General features: G+C 43.0%; 17 protein-coding genes and 1 pseudogene. 16 read left to right on the top strand and 2 right to left on the bottom strand.

Annotated features, from left to right (window positions below):
* Window positions 1–198 precede the first annotated feature (198 nt).
* The 16 genes and pseudogenes from ACSR9A_RS13555 (at window position 199) to ACSR9A_RS13480 (ending at window position 19,390) form a co-directional block, all read left to right on the top strand.
* Window positions 199–942 carry a hypothetical protein gene (locus tag ACSR9A_RS13555; protein WP_473757704.1) on the top strand — a complete coding sequence of 248 codons (744 nt, stop codon included), beginning with the start codon at window positions 199–201 and terminating at the stop codon, window positions 940–942.
* Complete coding sequence (locus ACSR9A_RS13550) at window positions 935–1,876, top strand: DNA adenine methylase (RefSeq protein ID WP_473757703.1); 942 nt, start codon at window positions 935–937, stop codon at window positions 1,874–1,876. The genes ACSR9A_RS13555 and ACSR9A_RS13550 overlap by 8 nt, the downstream gene beginning before the upstream one ends.
* A gap of 476 nt (window positions 1,877–2,352) precedes the next feature.
* Window positions 2,353–3,015, top strand: a complete 663-nt coding sequence (locus ACSR9A_RS13545) for a hypothetical protein (protein WP_473757702.1) — start codon at window positions 2,353–2,355, stop codon at window positions 3,013–3,015.
* A gap of 1,011 nt (window positions 3,016–4,026) precedes the next feature.
* Window positions 4,027–4,710, top strand: coding sequence for a hypothetical protein (locus ACSR9A_RS13540; protein ID WP_473757701.1), 684 nt, complete (start codon window positions 4,027–4,029; stop codon window positions 4,708–4,710).
* A gap of 124 nt (window positions 4,711–4,834) precedes the next feature.
* Window positions 4,835–5,719 (top strand): hypothetical protein, encoded by an 885-nt coding sequence (locus ACSR9A_RS13535; protein ID WP_473757700.1) that lies wholly within the window; start codon window positions 4,835–4,837, stop codon window positions 5,717–5,719.
* A 298-nt stretch (window positions 5,720–6,017) separates the two neighbouring features.
* Window positions 6,018–6,620 (top strand): recombinase family protein, encoded by a 603-nt coding sequence (locus tag ACSR9A_RS13530; RefSeq protein WP_473757699.1) that lies wholly within the window; start codon window positions 6,018–6,020, stop codon window positions 6,618–6,620.
* A 587-nt stretch (window positions 6,621–7,207) separates the two neighbouring features.
* Window positions 7,208–7,615 carry a recombinase family protein gene (locus ACSR9A_RS13525; protein ID WP_473757698.1) on the top strand — a complete coding sequence of 136 codons (408 nt, stop codon included), beginning with the start codon at window positions 7,208–7,210 and terminating at the stop codon, window positions 7,613–7,615.
* Between the two features lie 107 nt (window positions 7,616–7,722).
* Window positions 7,723–7,929, top strand: coding sequence for a hypothetical protein (locus ACSR9A_RS13520; RefSeq protein ID WP_473757697.1), 207 nt, complete (start codon window positions 7,723–7,725; stop codon window positions 7,927–7,929).
* A gap of 338 nt (window positions 7,930–8,267) precedes the next feature.
* Window positions 8,268–10,031, top strand: coding sequence for a recombinase family protein (locus tag ACSR9A_RS13515; RefSeq protein ID WP_473757696.1), 1,764 nt, complete (start codon window positions 8,268–8,270; stop codon window positions 10,029–10,031).
* Window positions 10,032–10,172: 141 nt separating this feature from the next.
* Window positions 10,173–11,507, top strand: coding sequence for an MORN repeat-containing protein (locus ACSR9A_RS13510; RefSeq protein ID WP_473757695.1), 1,335 nt, complete (start codon window positions 10,173–10,175; stop codon window positions 11,505–11,507).
* A gap of 265 nt (window positions 11,508–11,772) precedes the next feature.
* Complete coding sequence (locus ACSR9A_RS13505) at window positions 11,773–13,185, top strand: ApeA N-terminal domain 1-containing protein (protein WP_473757694.1); 1,413 nt, start codon at window positions 11,773–11,775, stop codon at window positions 13,183–13,185.
* Between the two features lie 788 nt (window positions 13,186–13,973).
* Window positions 13,974–14,870: an AraC family transcriptional regulator gene (locus ACSR9A_RS13500; RefSeq protein ID WP_473757693.1), complete on the top strand. Its 897-nt coding sequence runs from the start codon at window positions 13,974–13,976 to the stop codon at window positions 14,868–14,870.
* Window positions 14,871–14,958: 88 nt separating this feature from the next.
* Window positions 14,959–16,494, top strand: a complete 1,536-nt coding sequence (locus ACSR9A_RS13495; protein WP_473757692.1) for a nitrilase-related carbon-nitrogen hydrolase — start codon at window positions 14,959–14,961, stop codon at window positions 16,492–16,494.
* A gap of 149 nt (window positions 16,495–16,643) precedes the next feature.
* Window positions 16,644–17,763 (top strand): annotated as a pseudogene (locus ACSR9A_RS13490) (IS3 family transposase).
* A gap of 390 nt (window positions 17,764–18,153) precedes the next feature.
* The gene (locus ACSR9A_RS13485) at window positions 18,154–18,717 is read left to right on the top strand and encodes an RNA polymerase sigma factor (protein ID WP_341278337.1); all 564 of its coding nucleotides are present in this window, start codon (window positions 18,154–18,156) and stop codon (window positions 18,715–18,717) included.
* A complete protein-coding gene (locus tag ACSR9A_RS13480) occupies window positions 18,698–19,390 on the top strand; it encodes a DUF4367 domain-containing protein (protein WP_473757691.1) in 693 nt (230 codons plus the stop codon). The genes ACSR9A_RS13485 and ACSR9A_RS13480 overlap by 20 nt, the downstream gene beginning before the upstream one ends.
* 424 nt (window positions 19,391–19,814) lie before the next feature.
* Here ACSR9A_RS13480 and ACSR9A_RS13475 read toward each other — a convergent pair whose 3' ends face one another.
* Window positions 19,815–21,482 (bottom strand): S8 family serine peptidase, encoded by a 1,668-nt coding sequence (locus tag ACSR9A_RS13475; RefSeq protein WP_473757690.1) that lies wholly within the window; start codon window positions 21,480–21,482, stop codon window positions 19,815–19,817.
* 1,083 nt (window positions 21,483–22,565) lie between these two features.
* Entirely contained in the window at window positions 22,566–23,120 is a 555-nt protein-coding gene (locus ACSR9A_RS13470) for an S-layer homology domain-containing protein (protein ID WP_473758005.1), read from the bottom strand.
* Between the last annotated feature and the right edge of the window lie 50 nt (window positions 23,121–23,170).

The raw sequence follows: 23,170 nt of genomic DNA, 5'->3' as shown, positions 1-23,170 counted from the left end.
ATCATAAGCACATCCGCAATAAAGGCAGGCGTTGTTCTGCCTGCTTTACTAGTATGGGGTAGTTGCTTATTTCTGTCGGCTGCTTTTTATGAAGGTAAGGGGTTTCAGGGTGATGTTCTTTTTGATAGAATAGATTTGTTGGATTGGCGTAAATTATCGGAGTAAAGCTTCACTACATCAAGAACAGGGGGACAATACATGCTATCTGTTGTTAAGCAGCGTGAGGTTGTTGAAGATCAGGGAAAACTTATAAATCCAGTTGAAGACCTGTGGCAAATTATTTTGCTTTTTGGTAACCATCCCGAATTTACATATGCTACGTACGCAGTGAGGTTTACGACTCGTTTGGAGGGTGGCGCATCTGCGAGTTATTTGGTCGTGGATATGCGGGATAACTTTGACGCTATACTGAGAGAACTTAATATTTTTGGAGTTATGGAGAAGGCACAGCTTCATCGGGTCATTGATTATGTGACAAAGCTTAAAATTAAAGGTGACTTCACTCGTGTTCCTAATCTCCTTTCAGCTATGGAGGGGAAAGTCGATTCTGATGAGGGGAGCCAATATTACGAAATCATTGTTGAAAGTATTTCAAACGAGCTTGATGCGTATCCGACTGTTTCTTCCAATCAGTATGTGCATGGTGAGAGTGCTGGGGTTGTTCTCGATTCGGAGCAGTATGTTGCTAAGTTTGGTGAAGGTGCGGTTGGGGTAACGACTGAAGCGTTACTTGACATTTTTGGTTTGGAGGGCACTATGCGCCAGCAGCGATTGTTGGATATAGTCAGGGGTCTCAAGGAAATGGGCAAGCTTCTCTACAATTCTCGGCAAAGTCGGTTGCAGGAAGCAGTTAAGCCTAATATGAACTCGAAAGCGACAAAGCGCTTCTATATCTTCCGTATAGACGCACTCGCTCATCAGCAGCACAGTCAAAATGAGTAAGGTGCTAAGTACGTCTGGTGAGAAGCATGCCAGAAGTGTCATCCCATATATCGGTGGAAAACATCAACTTGTCGAAAATATCGTGCCAATAATTGAGTATGTGACTGGTGCTTATAATATACATTCCTTTTATGAGCTTTGTGGCGGCGGTGGTAGAATGCTTTTAAATCTACCACCTACCCTTTTCGCTTATCGCTGTTATAACGATATGGACATTGGTGTATGCCATTTTTTCGCTTGTCTTGGCGTACGTGAAGATGCGTATGCTCTTATATCTCGTCTTGAGGAGCTCGGTTGTAGCGAAGAGACATTCCAGTGGGCGCGGGAAATACGACAGTATGAGGCTGGTCTCCTTTCTCAGGGGTATTCTGAAACATCTAGTGTGGATAGGGTAACGTCAGCAGCTGCACTCTTCATTTGTGCTTGTTTAAGCAGAGCAGCCGATATGATTAAATTTGATCCGACTCGTGTTGTGAATCCTGCTAGGCAAAAATCATATCTAAAACGTATTGGTGAGCTTTATACCTTTTATCCGACTTTGTCTGGGGTTGAGGTCACGCACGGTAGCTGTCTTGAATGGCTTGGTCTACTTGAGGGGAAGAACGATGTGGTTTTGTATATTGATCCTCCCTATTCGCCCGACTCTGGGATGATTCGTGACGATCACTATGGGACACGTTCGTGGTCTGTAGAGGATCATGGAGTGTTGGTTGCTAAATTGCTTAAGACGAAAGCTAAGGTGCTTCTCAGCGGTTATGATAATGCAAGTTATGAGCGGCTTGTTGCAAATGGCTGGAAAAAAGTGTACTTAAAGAACGTCCATGTGAGTTCTGCTTCTAACGGCAGACGTCATGATGAATTCTTATGGCTGAATTTCGAGTTGCCAGCGTCCCTTGTAGATCAGGTTAGCCGTTATGATTATACTGCTTGGTGAAGTGGTTTTAAAACCTTCAGAATGGTCTGTAAAACCAGTGCTGCTGGCTCTAATACCACTGAAACCAGTCAAAACCACCGAAATCAGTCTGAAATTATGGTTATGTGCCTTTCCTGCAGCAATGTACGCGAGGCACATTTTTTATTTCAACGTCGGATAAAATCATTTATTCTGGAAAATTCATTTGACCTAAAAAGTAATCGTTAAGGAGCATTCTGATGATGCTGATAATTAAACAAGCCGATTAGTAAACAGGAGTTATCGGTTAGTCGAAGCTGACTCGACTACTTCGGGAATTTTCCCATTTTGTTTTGTTCTGTTTCTTCCTGCCACTCCCCCACCTCTCTAGCCGTTTTGCAAGATGCCCTCGGCTCCTTAAGTTCTCAGTTAGTCTGCTAAACAAATCCATTTCCAGACTGTTTACTTGAGAAACTTCATAATAGGTGTTCTTAAAAAACCTATTTGGAGGAATAAGTATGCATTTTAAAAATCAAATATCGCAATTCCCCGATTCCTTTCCGCATGTCGTGGACACACCGAAAGTTCGTGCAGTATGCAGCATGTTTGCTTCTACTGAGAAGATCGATGACTATTCTTATGTATTTGCTGTTGGTAACAAGCGTGTGGTTATTCATTGGAATAGATCGATTGAAATGGTCACTTTACCGCTAGAGTACGAGTATTTGATTAAAGATGGTTGCTTGTTTGTTCGGCTTGTTGGGACAACGGCTTGGATCGAGTTATTTGTGAATGGTTCTGTTGTAGGCAATCCTCAGATGTTAGGAGGACTGCGTCTAGTAAACACGAAGCCTTATGGTCGTTATCGTAGTTTGTCGTTTATGTTTGAAGGGGTACGTGTATCTCTGTCTAATCGTTTGATAACTCTGGGATTATTCGGTGTAGGTATTAACGTAGTACGGACACTTGGGAAAGGTCCGAAATCCTTCATTAGGGGGATGAAAGAAATGGGGAAGGGTTGCTGTGACCCTGGCACTTTATTTTTACAGAATCAGTCTAAGTTTGTTCCTTGGTTTCAAAAGCGGTTTTGTAAGGGGAGTGCGAAGGAATTCCAGCGGTTTGAGGATAAGTGGAGAAGCTACCATGATTCTTCTTATTTAGATATGGCACAAGAGAGTTGATTCAACAGTGGTAGTCTTAAGTCTCGTGCTAAGCCAAGCGCGAGACTTCTTTTGTCAGTAGCCGTTAAAATCATGGCGAAACTTGGAGTTAACTGCTCGTTGCTGTACTCTAAGTCGTTTCGGGAAGCATCGTTCTATTTTTCATGCCTTGTTCCCCGCCTTCATCGGTTTATCTATTGGGAAGTGGTAGTGTTGATAACACCCGATCTTGCATACTGTAAGCTCAGCTTTGTTTTTTTCTAATTGAGGGGTATTCAATGAACTGCTCATTTTGGTCTTTTTAGACATTTCTCGCCAAGAGTAAATAAAGCCCTTCTTCCCCTTAAACCTATGGATTTCATTCTGTTACAGTACAGACCCGTGGAGCCTGTCCTCGTGGATCTATTCTTATTAGATGCTTTTATGTCTTTTGCTTATTATACGCCACTTCGCTTACTACTATCGCAGTTTGAGGATACGCTTGTTTCGAGAGAATAATCTCGTTGTGCATTATTGCTTCCGCTTCTCTGGACTCGTCTTTAAAAGTTGTTGTTTTGTATTCTGCTCATTTAGGGGTACTTGTCTTCCTTTTCTCGTAGTTTGAAGGCGGCGTTTGTCGTGATAGATATTTCGTTCAAAATCGCCTTTTCTGTTTGGTGGGTATGCTCTTTTGAGGCTTTCTATGCTGGATAAGAATCATGATTTGTTGGTAATATTACAATTTTTTTAGAAGGTAGATTTACTATAATCACGAGCTCGCTATGGCAACGCTCTATGCCACTGACAGTGCAAAATTTGCTGAGCGGTTAATGCCGCTGGGATTTTCGCTTGTGGCTCTAGGGAATTCAAAAAAACAAAGCTGGCTCGTCAAACAGTGGGGGTGATTTCTTTAAGTATCTGTCTTGTATTTCTTTAAGTCTTTTTAAGTTTAACGGCATCGGTGGTAAAAGTTTTATTAAGTGCTCTTTTTATCGGTTTTGGCGTTACAGTTGCTCTTGTAGGCTCTTGGTTGTTGGAAGGGGTTTGTCTGTTATGAATGCGTTTGAATCGTTGGAAATGGACGTACAGGCGGTCAAGGATCGTTTGTTGGGTTTAGGTCAGGATGCTGACCCACTTGACGTAGCGCGGTTAAAATTGCTTCTTTCTATCGTCAGCTATGTCAACAGCTTTAAGTGGCTGAGTCATGCGAGAACGATAGAAAAGGTTAAAGCGTTCCTTCGTAACCGTTATAACTATTCTTCGACGGCACGACAGTTCGGAGTTTCAGTGCAGTCCTTGCATGTTTCCATTAGTTATGCGGGTAAGAAGCTGCGGACACGTATCGGGCTAAATACTCTTGAACTTATTCGCGCGGGTCGTCTTATTGAAGCTAAGAGTCAGTTCTCTCTTTGCAGCGGCAATCTCTCCCTTTCATCGATGCTAATGGGGTTACCTAGTCGTATCGAAGCTGTGGAGGATGTAAGTATTGATCTTGTCGATTGTAAGTTGGAGCTCGAGCTGCTCCAACAGTACAGCGTTTCTCGTTTGGAACAGCTGGTAGGCATGGTGGACGGGAAAAAGCTTGGACATCTTATGTATCTTATTACTTCGTCTAGCCCTAGGGGAAGTCATCTGTCTGATCGTGTTCTCTTGCAGAGATTGTTACTCGGTGAACTTGACAGCGCAGGGGTAGTTCTGGCGAAAAATGACGACTTTATTTATGGCTATCCGACTTAGCAGTTTATCTTAAAAAATATTATGCGTTTTTTCGCATTAGACAGACGTTCGTTTATCGACACTTCATGCATTTGATTCTCAACTATTCGTGTTTTGTTACACGCTCTCAAGGGGGAAACGGGATATGAAAACTCTAAATCATTTTGTTTATCTGGATAGAGGCGTACACCCTGAATCGCTGCATGTAAATAACATCTTTCATCGTAAGATGTCTGCTCGCGGGAGCTATGGCGGTGTTCTCGTTACAAATAATTTGACTCCTCGTTGTTTTCGTTCGGAAGACCTTAGTGAACTTAGTAATGAAAAAGGAACCATGGATGAGCAGGTCGCCCTTTCCAGTTATACGGAGCTTGCTTCCCAAGGGCTTTCAATGCCGCCTGGGGTAGCTAAGCAGTTCAAGTCGCGGCTGATATCGTCGTACATGCTTAGCAGTAGCTTGTGCTATGTAGAGGTGCAGACGAAGGATGGGGTTGAACGGTTCTTTGCCACAAAAAATGCAGCGGTGCTTCTTGCGATGCGTTCCCGTATGGCTCTTGGTGACCAGAAGAAGCATTTGGATACGTTTAAGGAGCAATGTTCAAATAGCTATGCTGAGCTAGAGAGTGGGCAGTTTAGGGTTGTTAAGGTATTGCCTGACGTTGACGGCTTCCGCCTGTCTAAGCATCGTATTTCTACTAGCACTGGCAAGGCGATCATCCTCCCTGTTTATGCGGTTTCGAACTATGCTGATTTCATTGCTGAGTTTTTGCATCGTCATCGCGGGAAACTTGTTTACTCCGTTGAAGGGGTAGATCAGGTAGTTTACACATCGGTTCATCCTTCCATTTCGAGTCGCTGGCTTGGGACGGACGAGCAGGACGCAGCAGCGCGTATGCAAGATGTGTGGATGAATCCACTTAGCTTTGGGCAGGTAACTTTTCCTGATTTGGCGAATGAGCAGCAGTTTCTGACAGTGCCATTGTTCTCTATTCGTTCGATTGAGTCATTCGGAAATCCCTTTTATCGTTAGCCTTGTTTCTGGAAATCAGCAGCAGCCCCTCTATGGTCTCGCACCGTATAGGGGTATTTTCTTTTAAGCCGTCTCAAAAACTATTGGTTTATGGATTTTCCTTAAGTTTATTCTTGCGGTGGTTTTTGGCGTGTTCCTCGCTCCCTATACTATTCCCGAAATTAGAGTGCCGAAAACCTCCCTTCTGGTCTCGTGAGTGAGGGGCTGCGACTCGATGGCTCCGTCTTCCATGCGGATCTTTTTTTAGGTTCTTTATGACCGTTCGGTCAGCCTGAAAAAGGATGGGACGTGGTAGAGGATGACTGGTAAAATTTTTGGTTATGTTCGTATCAGCAAGGCACTCGGTCAGGTTGTAGACCGCCAAGTGGATCTTCTCTCAGATTATGGGGTATCCGAGCAGGATATCTTTATTGACAAAATTAGCGGTACAAAGTTCTCACGACCCAGCCTTGATTTACTCCAGCAGGTGCTTCGCTCGGGAGATACGGTAGTGGTTGAATCGCTTAGCCGTGTTTCTCGTTCATCTCAGGATTTGTTGAAGTTGCTGTCCGATTGGGATGCTCGGGACATCAAATTTGTGTCCTTAAAAGAAAATCTCGACTTTTCTACAACAACGGGCAAGCTAATTTTGGCGGTACTTGCCGCTTTAGCTCAGTTCGAGCGAGATAATTTACGTGATCGCGTAAATGAAGGCATTCAAGCTGCCCGAGAGCGTGGTCGCATTGGTGGTCGTCCAAAAACCGACAATAAAGCGATTGCTAGAGCGTTAAAGCTATATGACTCGAAGACTCACTCAATCTCTGAAATAAAAGTGGTGACGGGAGTGTCGCGGTCTGTTTTGTTTCGTGCCTTGAAGGCTAGGGGTGAAACAGAGTCTTTGTTAGCATCCGATATTTTGTAGCTTTCTTGGATCAGACTGTGTAGCTCATTTTCTGGTGTTTGGGACGGTCTGCCGGATGTCTTTATCTGCTACCTGACTCTGGGCTGTAAATACTCATATATTGGTAGGTTTTGCAGCTTAGCTTGTTGGTTTACCGCCCTCTATACTGCCCGAAATGGTATATAGTACAGTAGATGCTCTAAAAACACCTACAAAAACATTCAAATAAATTAGAGTTAAGGACGAGGTGATGGATGCTTAGTGGTCGGCGTTTCGGTTAGGTGGCGATTTCATTTACTTGTGTTTTAAAGCACTTTAGAAGGCAGTCAAGCGGATAGAGCGATTCCTCGTCGTTCCGACCGTTTGGCTGTCTTTTTTTATTTTTTCTTAGCTGCTCGACTGTTTTTCTACTTAGGGATAATTTGGTCGACTTTAATTTATAAAAATGTTCAAAAAATAAAGCGGCTTGGGGTGATGCTTATGTATGTGAGGTAGTGACGGATGGTTATTGGGGACTAGAGACTTCTTTGTATAATTAGTGCTTTGTCAACGTTTTATGGACTCTTTATCTTAATTGTTTTTTCACTCATTCTTAGGAGGAAAGTACATTGGAAAATATTTCAGTTAAGGACGTAAAAAATGTGGGCATCTATGTACGTGTTAACAAGGGACATGGCTTAGTTGATCAAGTGTCTTCTCTGTTGGAGTATGCGAGTGCTAAGGGCTGGGAGGTTGCGGGGATTTATACCGATAATTCTAGTGCTATGGTGCATACACGTCTTGGTCTCACTCGTTTAATTGAGGATGCCCAGCGTAACCATTTTGATGCGGTTTTGACAATAGATGCAGCAAGATTATGTAGGGATAGTAGGATCGGGGTTCAGCTTTGGAGTTCTTTATTCTCTGGTACGGTTAGCTTAGTAACACTCGATGGACAATTTCCTCTGGTGAATAATGCTTCTCCGTTTGCTTTTGAGGCACTTGTGGATTATATAAAAAAATATTCACGCTTCTGATATGTTGTAAATTGTGAGTTGGCTTTAATTGGGCACAAATTAGTTGACCTTATTCATAGGTGGGCAGGGGTTAGTCGCTCCTAGCCTAATCCGAAAGGGTGGCTCTCATGTCCACTGAAGAGAAGGTAATTGTAGATGGTACGGAATACTTGGTTATTAGCGTGAATGGAGGAATTGTGGGTCTTCGTCGTTTTAATCTGGAACATAAGATGTGGGTGCAATTAGATTTTCGCGAGGAGTTGGGTGCTGCTGAGCATTTAATAGAATTGCTCACTTCCGCATATATCCGTGGAGAGGTTGCTTCTAATGATTAATCTCCGTAAGTTGGAGGAGTTCTCGTCTGGATATCTTGCGGAATTAGCTTTTATGGATGAAGGTACTTGGGACGATGTCCTGATGATGCTTTCGATGCACCATCGGAAATAATGTAGAAGACTTGCTCGGATGAGCGCTTTCCACACCTAATTCAAAGTAAAAACATGAAATTAATATGAATTAGGTGTGGTTTGCGATTGTAGATATATTGTGTGCAATTTATTGCGCATATGGATGCAGATGGATGCAGATGGACTAGCCAGCGACTTAAAAACATGGTAATACAAACATACGTTCTGTAAATGATTGAAAATACCCTCACGGAGGTGGCAGCCTAATGGCTATTTTAGAAGAACATTTGGTACAACCTTGGAATGTTGCGAGCTCGGATTTGATTAAGAAAAATATAGGTTTGATCAAGCAATTAACGGCGGTAGGAAAATCGTTTAAGCGTGTAGCGGTGTTATATCGCGTATCTACCAAAAAGCAACTTAATCGTTCCGATCATGGTGAGGATATTCCCACTCAGCGGAATGCCTGTTTAAACTATATTGATCAACAAACGGATTGGTTTTTGGTTAAGGAGTATGCGGAAAAAGGGGTGTCGGGCTTTAAGAAGAAGTCAGCAGATCGTGATGAACTACAGCAAATTATGAAAGATGCCATGGATAAACAATTCGATATCCTGCTTGTATTTATGTTTGACCGAGTGGGGCGTTTGGATACAGATTCGGCATCCTACTTGGAAGACTTGGTTGAACTCGCTGGGGTTGAGGTATGGTCGGTAAAAGAAGGGCAACAAAAATTCGATGAGCATATGGATCGCTTTACGAACTTTTTACGCTTCTGGCAGTCTCACGGTGAAAGTTTAAAGACTTCTATGAGAGTAACGGAGTCGCATCGACAAATGGTCGAACAAGGGGTATATCGCGGCGGTTCAGTGCCTTTCGGGTATAAGTTGATTCCCTCGGGTAAGTACAACAAGAAAGGTAAAGAGTTGCTTAAAATGGAAATTGACGAAGAAGAAGCCACTGTAATCAGGCAAATATTTGATTGGGTTGATTTGGAGGGGTATGGACAATATGTAATTCCAAAGATGTTGAACGAGAAAGGCATAACGACTAAAAAGGGAAAGCCGTGGGCATCCAATACAATTAGTTCGATTCTGAAAAATCCGACTTATACAGGTTACATGAGTTATGCACGAGGAAAGGAAAAGGAAGTTCGTTCAAATGTGGCAAATCCTGATCTCATTATTATCTCCGAAGAAAAGTGGAATCGGGTACAGGAGATCCGAGCAGGACGTAACTCAGAACAACGCAAGAAGCTGGGCGTTGAGGTTGTGGTTAAGAATACAAAAGGTGATATGCTCTTGATTGGACTCGTGCGTTGTGGACATTGCGGGCATACGATTTCTTCCACACCAAACACAAAGAAAGGCAAGCTAAAAGACGGAACGGAAGTGAAGTATAAATATTTGAAATACCGTTGTTACGGTATAGCATCAAAAAAAGCAGTTTATTGTGAAGGACAAACGACTTATTCTCAGAATAAAGTAGAAGGCGTAGTGCTTGACGAAGTACTGCGGTATCTGGATCACTTGGAGCGAGTTGACTTGACTAAGAAACTGAACGAGGTGAAAAAACGAAATGGGGATCAAGATGTAATCCAGCTTCAACGCTTAAGCAAAGAGCTTGATGATGCCCAAGAAGAAATGAAGATGTACAAGGCTGAGGTCAAGCTTTCCCTCAAAGGAACAGGTAAATTTACTAGTGAGTTGCTTGGTGAGTTAATTGAAGAAACAGGTCAAAAGATCGCTGAACTGGAAGAACAAGTAGAGCAAGCCAGACGTAAGGTTGAAGCAAAACGAATCGAACGCAAGGAACTGGAGACGTTGCAGCAACACATTCCCAACTGGCGCACGGTGTTTAATCAGGCATCTGCTCAACAAAAGAAAATGATGCTTAAAACGATTATTGGCGGTATCGAGATTTGTAGAGACGAAATCAAGGTGCATTTCAAACTTCGGATTAGCCAGTTCATTGGTACGATGGGTGTTGAGGTTGGTGGTCTGGTGGATTCGGATAAGGTGCTTGAGTAAGGTATATAGAACTAGATTGAGGAGAGCTCCCTATTGTGATTAAGGGGCTTTTTCTCTATAAATATGGTGATTTATAGATACTACGACTTCCTTTTGTGGTACAATTTAACTAGAAATTATTTGGGAGGAACATAGACATTCATGAGTATACTATTTGTTTTATTAACTATGCTTTTAATATTTGCTTCTGTATGTTTACTGATTATCGGACTTATCAATCCTAAATGGGCAATGTTCTGGGGAAAAAAATCTAGACTTCGCGTATTTGGGTACTACAGTTTGTTTACGTTCGGTTTTTGTATCCTATTTATTATTTCAGTGGTACGTTTTGGTATGGATGAAAGTAGTGGAATTTCAAATAACACTTCAACCAAGGCTGCTAGTGATGTAACTAATGAACAACAAACTTCTAATCTTATTCAGGATGTAGATAGTTCGCCTGAACCTGTAGTTATCGAGCCTACAACAGTCTCTCCAGAGCCCACAACTGAAATTGAGCCTACTACTACAGTTTCTCCAGAGCCATCAGCTAAAATTGAACAGACTACTCCCTCCGTTGAACCCGAGATGATTGAGGATATTAAACAACCGTCTCAAAAAAGGGAATTCGAGTTTGAGAAGCAAAGAAAGTCATTGGAAAAATCGCTTTTAAAAGAATACGAACCGATCTACCTCGAACTTGAAAATAAATGGTTAGGTACAGATTATTTCAAAAGGACTTTACAAACCTCCCCCTTAAAGTATGTCTACATCGGTGAAACAAAAGATAGTAAGCCACATGGAAATGGAACACTTTTTCGGAAATCGTATTCTAGTCTTTGGGTAGGAGTTTATGCACCGCTATATATGGGGGAATTTGAGGATGGCTACTATAACGGGTTTGGAATGGAATTTGAATTAGCTTCAAGTTTATATAATGATGTATTTTCAGAATTTGATGGAAAATATTATGGTTCTCTTGATAATTATGGGATTGTCTATCTTGCGTATGAAGGGTACTTCAAAAAAGGTAAATATAGTGGAAAGGGTATAGAACGAATAGTCAATGAACCAATTGATATTGAAGCTTATTTAGATGAAAAAGTTGAGCGATATGAGTCAAAGTATATATTGAAGTTTCTTGAAGATAACAAGAGTAAGATTGAAAAAGTCGAAACTGAATTGCAATCAATGGAAACGCCAATCATTATACCTGATATTCCTGCATTAGAAACTAAGTTGCTTTTCTATGGGGAATTTGATGATAATAATAAAAATGGTAAAGGTGAATCATTCAGATTGGATGGAAGTCTTGTTTATAAGGGGAGCTATAAAAATAATTCCTATCATGGCAAGGGTGTCTTATACTTTTCCGATGGAAAACCTGAGTATGAGGGGGAATTAAAACATGGGGAGTATGACGGCAAAGGCACGCTATATAACAAAGATGGAACGACTAAATATAAGGGAACATGGAAGTCAGGTGACATTAAATAAAATTCAAGTTGTAAAACGTCAAGCTATGGATCAGCCAGTTCATTGGTACGATGGGCGTCCAGCCAGGTTAACGGTCTGGTAGATTTGGATAGGGTACTTGAGTAAAAGCTATAACTAGATTGATGAGGCTCCTGATGACAGGGGTCTTTTTCATCAAATTTATTATAGTATCTGGCTATTTTTGTGATGTTGAGTTACGATTATTATCGAATCGAGATAGAGTAATTTCTTGTATTAGGAGGTGGCTTCAATCAAGACTATTGAAGTGTCGGGTGTTTGGAATATCTCAGGATATCATAAGGATAATGTTGAGGGTATCCTTCGTTTAAACCCTACTGATGGGTTCATTAATCTAATCGTTTACTCAGAAAAATCAATTGGATTGATGAGAGAGATAGAAACTATTACCGGAGTAACTACATCTGGCTCTAAGGTTACACTTGTTAGTTGTTCAGTACGGAGTGAAAATATTAATGTCGGGTCTTCTTGGCAACACAAAACAGTTATCACTGCAAAATATGCATTGGATGGTATTCACATAAAATCTAAGAATGAAATTGTATTCCATGATTTTTTTTGCAGGTTTAGTAACTTAGATGAATGGGCATTTCTTCAAGGATTTGAGTTATATTCAGTTGATAATTGTGATTTCTCATTAACCTATAAAAAACCAGAAGTAATGAAATTTAATTATGATGAGAATACAGTTATTTCTATAGAAACTGGTTTAACACATCCTTTTGCTTTAGTTGTGGAAAAAGACGTGACAGTAACTCAGAAGGTCTACGTTTCAATAAATCACAAAGTACCACAAACACTTGAGAAAAATTTAGAAATTATAAATGCGTTTATAGGATTTGTTAGTTTAGGAATTGGAACAGCAGTGAACTATACAGAGATTTTTGGACATAATCCAAATCAGTATGAACTTCTTGGAGATAGTTCTCGAAAGATCTACAAAAAAATATCAGTGTATAATTGTAATTTTGTGGATGGATCTTCCTACAACACGATTGACCCAAGAGATACTCTTTTAAGTTTGAAGGACATAAAAGATGATTTTTCTCAGATAATGCATAATTGGTTCGAAAAATGGGAGATACTCGAACCTATTATAGAACTATACCTGAATACACTAAATTATAGTGAAATGTCACTTGAACGACATTTTTTAAGTTTAGTTCAAGCGCTTGAGTCGTACCATAGAAGGACAAGAAAAAACGCTCTTTTACCAAAAGATGAGCACAAGATGAGAACAAATGCTATTCTAGAGTCAGTACCACATGAGCATAGAGAATGGCTTCAGCAGAGGCTTAGCTTTAGTAATGAACCCACATTAAAAGATCGACTACTTGATCTAAGCTATGACCAATCAAATCATCTGCGATTTATTGGTGGAACAGATAAAACAGAAGAGTTTGTGAATAAAGTTAGAAATACAAGGAACTATCACACACACTACGATACATCTTTAGCTAAAAAGGCAGTAACAGGCGAGGACCTTAATTTTGTGACCTTCTATTTAAAGATAATGGTTGAGTATTATATTTTAAAGGAAATTGGGATTCCTTCTGAGCATATTCGTAAAAAGGCAATTGAGAAAAAAAATAGATTAAGTGATATTCAAAGCATTAAAGAACATTGGAATAGAAATAGGGAGCAATTATCAAGCAATTAGGTTCTTTATGGGTGTGTAAATGACCATCCGTGGTAGAGCGCATCGCTGGCAGCGATGAGGTCAGGGGTGAGGGTCCCCCTAGGCTCCGTACAAAAAGGAACGCTATCACATTACGTGATGGCGTTTTTTTATGGATTGCCAAGGGGGCAGACCGCGCGCACGAAGCGAATGCGGAGGAGCACGGCATCGAAATTTACCGCTGCGAATTGCTTCATTGAAACACATCGTTGACCATTCATTCGGAATTTTAATACCCCGGGGTTCATTCCGCGCGGAGGAAGTGGTTGAGACGCTACGAGGAACAACATCAAACGCATGAGCACGTCGTCTGAATCTACCGCTAAAAGTCCTCATCGAGTCGGCTTCGTCAGCCATATAATCAGAATTTGGACATCCAATGCTATGCAGCCCGGTGACGGGTGAAGACGACTCACTCATGAAGATGGGGAACTGACGTAGGAAAGCTGTGTGCGGGAAATACGCATGCACGGTTTGAGGGGGAGTCCGGGGGAATTAATTCCCCGTCTTACCCTACTTTTACATAGTGGAATGCCTAGGAGATGAAATCTAAGGCGTCTGAATCTTCTGCCAAAAGTTCTCGACGAGTACGGCTCATCAGCCTATAATCAAGGTTTTCTGTGTATAGGGTACTTTTCTACTTCATCCTTGGAATAGTATATCGATAATAAAGATGAGTTTGGTTGTTATATTGCCGATTTCTGCTCAGTATTCTATGATCAATATAAGTGATTTTGAAGCGGGTATTTTCGTTGAAGAGGGGGATAGCGATGGATTATCTACAGGCGATTCAGCGTTTTGTTGATTCAGTGGAAGACCAAATCGAGGAACAAGTCGACATTGATCGGCTGATTGGAATGACCTATATCTCGAAGTTTCATTTCTATCGTCTCTTTACAGCAGTGGTCGGTATAACGGTATACGATTACATACGCAAGAGGAAGTTGATTTGGGCTGCTGCTGAATTAAGAAAAGATCGCGGCAGTATTTTGGATATTGCGGTTAAGTACGGTTTTGGCTCACAGGAGGTTTTTAGCCGCAATTTCAAAAAAATGTATCAGATTCCTCCCGCAAAATATCGTTCAAAGTATGCAGGCAAGAATCACCGGTTGGAGAAGCTGTCTTCGAGAATCGATTTAGAATCGATCTGGTTGGATATTAAAGCTAAACATGGTCATGTGGTCGTAACAGACCATCGTGAAAAGATTGAGAATTTACAGCTCGTCGGCATTGAACGACTGTCGTGCGACGAGAATGTGAGCACAATCTTTCCGTCTATCGAATCGTTCATTCAGCAAACTGAAGGAATTCCTAACCGGAAATCGGATACCGTATTCCGTCTGTGCTACGATATTACTTACATCGGCGAAACAGCTTATTTTAAGGAGATGGTTGCGGTCGAAGTGAAGGAGTGGGGGAGTATCCCGGCCGGAATGAAGCGAATCGAATTAAACGGGCTGAACATGATGAAGTTTGTACATCGGGGCAAGTTGTTTCAAACGAATAAGGACAACATTCTCTCAACCTACCATTTTTTATACCAATACCGCATTCCTGCTTCAAATGCGAAACTGACAGGCGAGCTTCTGCTTGAGAAGTATGCACCCACATTTCAATCTCCTTACTCAGACGATGCGGAGGTGGAAATTTACCTTTCGGTTCAGTAGCCCTTTCGATATATGTTGTAAATGAGAGCAATAAACGTCAAACGTGACCTGCGATTCTTTGCTACAGTAAGGGCAAGAATGAAAGGAAGTGAATGATGTGCGGTTTAATTCGAATATCTGGTTAATAGCTGCTGTCTGTTTATTCTATTTGGTGCCAATTACTTCGAATCTCTATGTGTTGACGGCTTGGTTAGCGCCAGCTTTACTGCTGAACTATATGTATAGAGAGAGGGTGAAGCATTCAGTCCCGATCGCGCTTGCGTTCGTTAGTGTCGTGATGATCATTTCCAATCGAAGCGTCATTCCTGGCGGTCTCGTAGTTGATTCAATCACGGTGTTGATTTCTACCGTTATGTTGATTGTGTTGCTGTTGTTAAATAAATGGGTGGTCACCCAAACCAGACATGCAGCAGCTTTGTTATTTTTTCCGTTGTTGATGACATCATTTGAGTATTTTGTAAGCTATGGGAACGCGTTCGGGACATTCAATTCTACCGCATATAGTCAATTGGCGATAAGACCCCTTGCGATGTTGGCATCTGTGTTTGGTATATGGGGGATCGTATTTATCCAGTATTTGTTCGCCTCGCTGCTGGCATATACGTTTCAATCCGGATTTCGCGAGGGTGTTCGACAACATAAACGGCTATTGATCAGTACAGTAACAGTATTATTACTATTTGTCGGAGGAGGCGTTGTGCTGGAATCGGGACAGAATCAGGCAGAAACGATCAAGGTGACAGGTATTACACCGGATCGGATCATATGGGATGACACAATACAACATTTATTCGACCAATGGGAAAAGACAGGTTTTTATGATCAACTAGCGGAACAGTCCGTATTAGTCGAACAGATAAACCGTATAAATGAAGGCTTATTCCTACGTACTGAGCAGGAGCTCGACCGTGGTAGCAGCTTGATCAGTTGGTCGGAGGGAGCTTCGATTGTGTTGGAACAAGAGGAACAGGCATTTCTGAGACGTTTGCAGTCACTTTCGGCAGCGCACGGAGCGGTTTTGGTTGTAGGATATGTGAGAATAAACGCACCGGATGGAGCGAAGATGGATAACCAAGTGGTTATTATTGATGCAGATGGCATGATAAAAGCGGAATACTCTAAATTTTCTTTAGTACCCGGGGAGGAGCGCTACTTCCATAAAGGCGAAGAGGCAGTGCCAGTTGTCGAGACTGCCATTGGGAAAATTGCGGTAGCGATCTGCTTCGATGCGGATTTCCCGCACCGAATTCGCGAAGCCGGATTACACAATCCTGATATATTCATTATTCCATCCAGCGATTGGGAGTCGATTACACCTTATCACACGGAAATCAGCGCTTTTCGAGCGATTGAAAATCAGATGCCGGTTCTGCGCGTCACACATGCCGGAATGAGTGCGGTATATGATGCGAAGGGCCGGGAGGTCTCAGAAATGAACGATTTGGATAGCGATCACGGCATTGTCTTCACCGCAGAGCTTCCTCTATCAGATCAGAAACATACCGTATACAAGATCATCGGCGATCTATTGCCTTTACTGAGCGGAGCTGCAGCTCTACTGATTCTTACTATTACCGTAGCAGTAACAATCATCAGCAAAATGCGTAAAGCACGAACAACATAGATATGTTTGGGTAGCGATACTGAGCTTAACGAGAGAACAACGATCCCCTGCACTTTAGTGCAGAATCGTTGGATCGGCTACACTAAGTTGGACAGAAAAAATAAGGGCTTGTAGAATAAACCTATCATGTTAAGGAGCGAATCTCTACAATGCCAAAAAAACAACGACGTACCTTTACAGCAGAATTCAAAAAACAAATGGTGGGACTCTATGAAAATGGAAAATCCAGAGCAGCCCTTGTGGAGGAATATGGCCTCATAGCCTCAGCTTTAGACCGCTGGATCAAACAAGCTCAGGCGACGGGTTCCTTCAAAGAGAAGGACAATCGCTCATCAGAAGAAAATGAGCTGATCGCTTTGCAAAAAGAGAACCAGCGTCTGAAAATGGAAGTAGATATTTTAAAGCAAGCTGCGCTGATCATGGGACGAAAGTAGCTATCATCCAGAATAATCGGGATAAATACTCGGTATCAGCCATGTGTGACGTCCTACAAATCGCAAGAAGTACCTATTATTATGACGCCCAAGAACGAGCCACTGAAGACGATGTCACCGAAGCTATTGTGGATATCTTTCACAAGAATCGAAAAGCCTACGGCACACGCAAGATCAAAGTGAAGCTCCATGAGCGTGGGTTGATCGTCTCCAGAACTCGCATTGGAGACATCATGAAAGAGCAAGGGCTCGTTTCCACCTACACGGTGGCACAATCTAAGCCTCATAAAAGGCATGTAACGAAGCAACGACGGCGAATGTTTTAAAGCGGGTGTTTGAGCAAACGGAAGCCAAACGCTTCGTCGTCAGTGATTTGACGTATGTGAAAGTCCAGAACCGATGGCATTACAGTTGTGTGCTGGTGGATCTGTTTAATCGAGAAATCATTGGTCATAGTTCAGGCCCGAGTGAGGACACTGCTCTGATTACCCGTGCCTTCGCGACCGATAAGGGTGATCTACATCAGATTCAATGGTTTCATACCGACCGTGGCAGTGAGTTCAAAAATCAAAAGATGGACGAGCTTCTGGAGACGTTTGAAATCGGTCGATCGCTAAGTATGAAAGGCTGTCCGTACGACAACGCGGTGGCTGAAGCCACCTACAAGATCATGAAAACAGAGTTTGTGAACCAGATGAACCTCCAGAGCCTTCGTCACTTGGAACTCGAACTATATGATTACGTCAACTGGTTTAACAAGCATCGTATCCATGGAACCTTAGGCTATATGACGCCTGTTCAGTATCGCCAAGAAGCCCTTAAAAAAGCTGTCTGATTTACTGTGGACAATCCAATTTAAGGATTCTGAAGAAATAAAGAAATTACATGAGGAGATCGTAACGGATCTCAGCTAGAGCTTTAATGGTTGTTCTGGGTAGTGAAACCAACTATGGCGGCAGAGCGCATCACTGGCAGCTAAGAGGTCATCTAGATAAAATAGTGTTAGTATAAACGGATATTGGGGATTTTTTAAACTAAAGATGAAGTCGAAAAGCCGCATCAACAGGCATACTGTTCATGTGGCTTTTATCGTATGAAATTCAAGCTAGAAGGAGTATAGGGAATTAAGCTCAAATTCGCGAAATCCTAATTGGACTGTCAGATTTAAAACGCAGTGCAGCGAAAAATGCGCTCAGGCCGTCTAATAGGTGGAGGTGATAATTCAGTGAAGCTGGCCGGCTCGAATAACAAGGGGAATTTCCCGAAAGATCCCTCTCAAGCTCTAGAGCAACTGATGGAAAGCTTTGGCTCGACGATCATGCGCACCGCTTATTTTTATACCGGCGATCAGCATCTTGCCGAGGATATCAGTCAGGAGGTATTTCTTCGCGCTTATCGCAACTGGAACTCGTTTCGTGGAGATAGCGCGGTTAAAACCTGGTTGACGACGATCGCTATCAACGTTTGCCGGGACAAGATGGGCGTGCGGATGTTTACGGAACAGCCGACCGATCCGAGCCTGATGGAACGGGGACGGATATTCAACGTGGAAGAAGAAGCGCTTAAAAGATTGCAGAAAAGCGAGATTTTGCGGCATATGCTGCGTCTGCCTCTGCCGTATCAGGAGGCTTTGTATTTATATTATTATCTGGACTTGGACACACGGGAAATTGCGAAAGCGACATCGTCGCCTGAGGGTACCGTGAGAAACAGGCTGCACCGGGCTCGCGAGGCGTTGGCTCGGGAAATGCGCAAGGAGGAGACAACCGATGACGGACATGGAGCGTAATTTACGTCAAGATTTGCAAAAGGAGTTGGATGAGATGTTGTTTTCTAGAATGGAAATGAGCGATAGCGTTAAACAGAAGATCAGGAAACAAGCCACTGCGGAGCAGAGCCGCCGCCGCCGATTCGTTCTTCCGAAAGCCTGGACTGCAGGAGCGGCAGCGCTGGTCGCGGCAGTCGTCATAGTGACGGGATTGCCGATGCTGCAAGAGCCCGACGCAGTCCCGACGCCAACGGATAATTCGCCCGGAATCGTGCTGCCCGGTAACGGAGGAGCCACAGGTTCGGAGCTGTCCCAATTGATCACAACTCCGTTAGGAACGGCGGAGGCAGCGAAAGCAGCTTTCGGTTCCGGTGTGCTTGTTCCTCAAGTCGCCCCGGAAGGCTTCAAGCTGGCTGAGATCGTCGGCGTGGGAATGAAGGACCAACCGCTCAGAGATTTAAACTTCACATACGGCTCGGGTGATAAGACGGTGACGTTCAGCGCGAGCCGCATGCCGGCGGCGTTCCCGACGGAGCTGTTCACACAGACCAAAGTGGGCGGAGCGGACGGCTTTATTTTCGAGCAAGCCGAGTTCACGGAGCTGTTCTGGGTGGTTGACGGCATTCAGTATGGCGTGTCCGGTCCGATTTCGGGCGATGAGGCCATGAAGGTAGCCGAATCATTGGAGCCTTAATGAGTTGATGCGTGTATATCGTGAATGAATGGAACGCCCCTCCCGTCGAATGCTAGATAAATTAGGGTAGTGTAATATCCCCATACGGGAGAGCGCATTACTTGCAGCGATGAGGTCAGGGGTGAGGGCCCCCCTAGGTTCCACCATAATATAAATGTAAAAACCCTTGAGGAATCAAGGGTTTTTACATTTTTTAGAGGTATACCATTAAAGCAATATCATCAAAATATATATCTTGGGGACGAATAGGGGACGAAAAAACGGCATGCCATTACGTAGCGTTTCTTTTGAGATAATTTCTGCTTTCGGAGACATTATAGGGTTGAATGTATTGGCAGCGGCCTGATCTATCGATTGTAGAGCGTGACCGTAAATATTCATTGTAGTACGGATATCTACATGCCCAAGTCGGCTTGAAATCTTTTTAGTAAGGACCGAGCACAGTCCAAACATCGTAGAGATTACTATTCAGATCTGGAGGTTGATTTTGCGTCCACCATTTGGCTTTATACTTCACTCCGTTATAAGAAACAATGTCATCTTGAACATAAATGGAGGAATCGCTCCATGGAGTAAGGGAAGCGTCAACTTGAACCGTCACCGAGTCACTTTCCGTAGACAAATTACTAAAGCCATCCCGAGCCTTTACAGTAAACGTATATGAACCACTTGTTAATCCACTGATCGTAGCGGAGTTGCTAGTCGATCTTGCTTTAGCAAATGGATCGTTATTCATATAAATGTCATAACCGATCAATCCAACATTGTCCGTAGAAGCTGTCCAATTCAAGGTAACTGTGTCAGTGATAGTACTAACAACTAAATTGGTTGGTGCTAGTGGTGCTACTGTATCGTTAGGTACAGCACCTGGCTTAGGTAAATTTGATATAATTTGTTGCAAATTCGGTAGGGTGCCAATTCTATCATTTGCTATATCGGAAGTCGGGGTATTGAATGGTAACCATCTCAGTATTCTACGAATTTCAGCTGGCGAATACGGCTCGCCGAATGTAGCCTTAGCGATCCCTTGCAGTTGTAGAATCGCACCTACAACGACAGGTGAAGCGGAAGATGTTCCATTGAAATAGTCGGTATAACCAGTTGTCGAAGCAGTACTTGTTGAACTTAAGGTAGCAACGTTCTCACCAATACCGAAAACGTCGATTCGATTACCATGGCTACTAAAGTCGAGTCTGTAGTGAGGTGCAGTTGATGATCCCGCTCCTACAAGTATTGCACCAGAATCTTTAAAATCTGGGAGATCCCGATTGTAGATGTATTTATTATCCCAATGCTGGTACTGATCGAGATCAGCACCACCGTTGGCTCCCGCTTCTACAACGACAATACCTAAGCTTGTTGCATATTGGATTGCATCAAACTCTGCTGGCTGTGTTTCGATAGGTAACCAAGGACCGCCAAAACCGATCTGTAATTCGAGCAGAATAACGTCACCCGGAGATAATACTTGTGTGGCCGCTAAAATGGCTTCTGCTGCGCCACCTGAACGAACTAAAGAGGATACATAGGGCGTTGCTTTGTTAGCTAGCCCGATATTGCCGATAGCATTGTCAACCGCGGATACAACCCCGAGTACAGCCGTACCGTGACTACCATCTCCATCATTAATGCCGCCTGGCAAAAGCTGTATGTTATGAGCGGCTAGATCTTCATGATTTAATGCCCAACTCCACTCGACATCGGCCCACTGGGTGCCTTTGCCATCGCCACCTTCAAATTGCCAAGCATACGGAGCGTTAATACCTAGAGGATCTGCTTGCGCATAACGTTGTAATGAGAAGCGTGGATCGTTATCTGGAAGGACAGTTGTTGTGTTCGGAAAAGGTGTATTGGCTAATTCTGGTTTTTTGCTTAAATATGCTTCCTCAACGAGCGACAAGCTTCGCAACCTTAGTAACAACTGTTCGACGTCAGCGCCAGTAGGGATTTTGGAATAATAATAGCGATCAAACACGGATGCAAACGGACTAGCAGTAATGCCTTTGTTAGCTGACGGTAAGAATTGCTGCGAGATTAGCGGGTCAAACGATAATTCTGGGACAGTTGATAGCGGCGATACTTCTTGTTGCAATTGAAGTTTTCCTTCTTTACTTGGAAGGAAGGCTTGTTGTTTAAGTTTGACAACAATTTTTTCTTCGAATATTGAAGTTGCAGTGTTTGAGAATGATGTACTCGTCGGAAAGGACTGTCCACTCTCTGAAGCGTATGCTCCATTTGACAAAGTACCTAATGATAAAAGCAAGGTCGAGGCTAGAGCGACGGACAACGTTTTTTTAAATTTGGAATAAGTATGTATAATCGTAATCTCTCCTTTGTAATCGTTTCTTTTTTAGTTCCGAGCACTACCGTCTAAAAGTCAAAAGTAATCAAAAAGCTGAACGCTAGTAATAAAGAGTAGACGAGTGCGATAGGTTACGTTCTGATTAAATGCGAATACAAGTCTATCATCTCCTCTTATCCAATATATTTAATTTTTTGCTTCTATCTGGATGATTAGTATAATGATTCACAGTATAAGTTAAGGGAAATATTGGATCAAATCTGAGGTAAGCGTAAACAACGACAGTAATGTACAGATATCAGGTTAAAACTTCCATTTACTCTATTTCCCATAGGTTCAGTAGGAGATAATGTCGAATAATTCCCTTTTAATGTAATTTATCCTTGTGAGCTGTTTCTAAAGTCCTAATTTTCGAAAAAGCTGTTACTAGTGAATCAATACGATTTGCATCTGCTACCTCCTTTTTGTTGATGGTGGTACACTGAAACTAACATAGCCAATGAACTAGGAGTTACAAATGCTGCCCCACATATTCTTTTAAATAACGTACTAGAACCCAAAATATCTCGTATGTTTAAATTAGTAAATGGTTGTGAAAGCGACTAATCTGGTAGAGCGCGTCGCTGGCAGCGATGAGGTCAGGGGTTCAGTCCATGCGGAGGGGATGAAAAGAGCTTCAAAGGAATGCTTCAAATGGAGGAGCCTGGCATCTAAATTTTCCTTTAGGAGCAACATCCATGATTTGAGCTGGAGATATTGGATTAATAATTGAAAGAAACGCTGAATGCGACCAGACTCTTCCGCTTAAAATTTGAGGCTGCTCCAAAAGGTTGCGTAATCCCCTCTGAAGCAGCCTCCAATCAACTGCGTCTATTATTCAATTAGCTCGGATTTCCGAAGCAGTTTCTGTACGATCACGGCAGCTTCCGCTCTCGTAATGAACGCCTTTGGAGCGAGCTCTTTGCCGCAGCGGCCGGAGATGATTCCGGACTGTATGCCAGCTGCAATACCGCTTCTTGCCCATGCACTTATGCTGCCCTCATCCGCGAAAGACTTGAGCAGTTCATCCTCCGCTTGAGACGCAGCAAGCTTGTTATCCAGCCCAGTCAGCTTCATCGCCTGCTCCCGCGTAATGCTGGCCGCAGGATGGAAGGTTCCGTCCCCGAAGCCATTGACCAGATAATAGGCATGAGCGGTTTTAACAGCTCCGCTGTACGATGCCTCCGACTTCACGTCCGAGAAAGAGGATGCTGCGCCGTTATCCGCCTTCAGTCCCAAGCCCCGAACGAGTATCGCCGCGAACTCCGCGCGGGTTATGTCATGGTTAGGGTGGAACAGAGCATTGCTGTCGCCGCTCACCACCATGCGCGAGCCTAGGTCGTTCACAGCATTCTTGGCCCATTGCGCTGTTACGTCCCTGAAGGTGATCGAATGCTGAATTACAGCATAGGTGCTATTCGATAGGCTGTATACATTTG

The sequence above is a fragment of the Paenibacillus sp. R-74696 genome (assembly GCF_055814915.1).
This window is presented reverse-complemented; position numbering and strand designations above follow the sequence as displayed.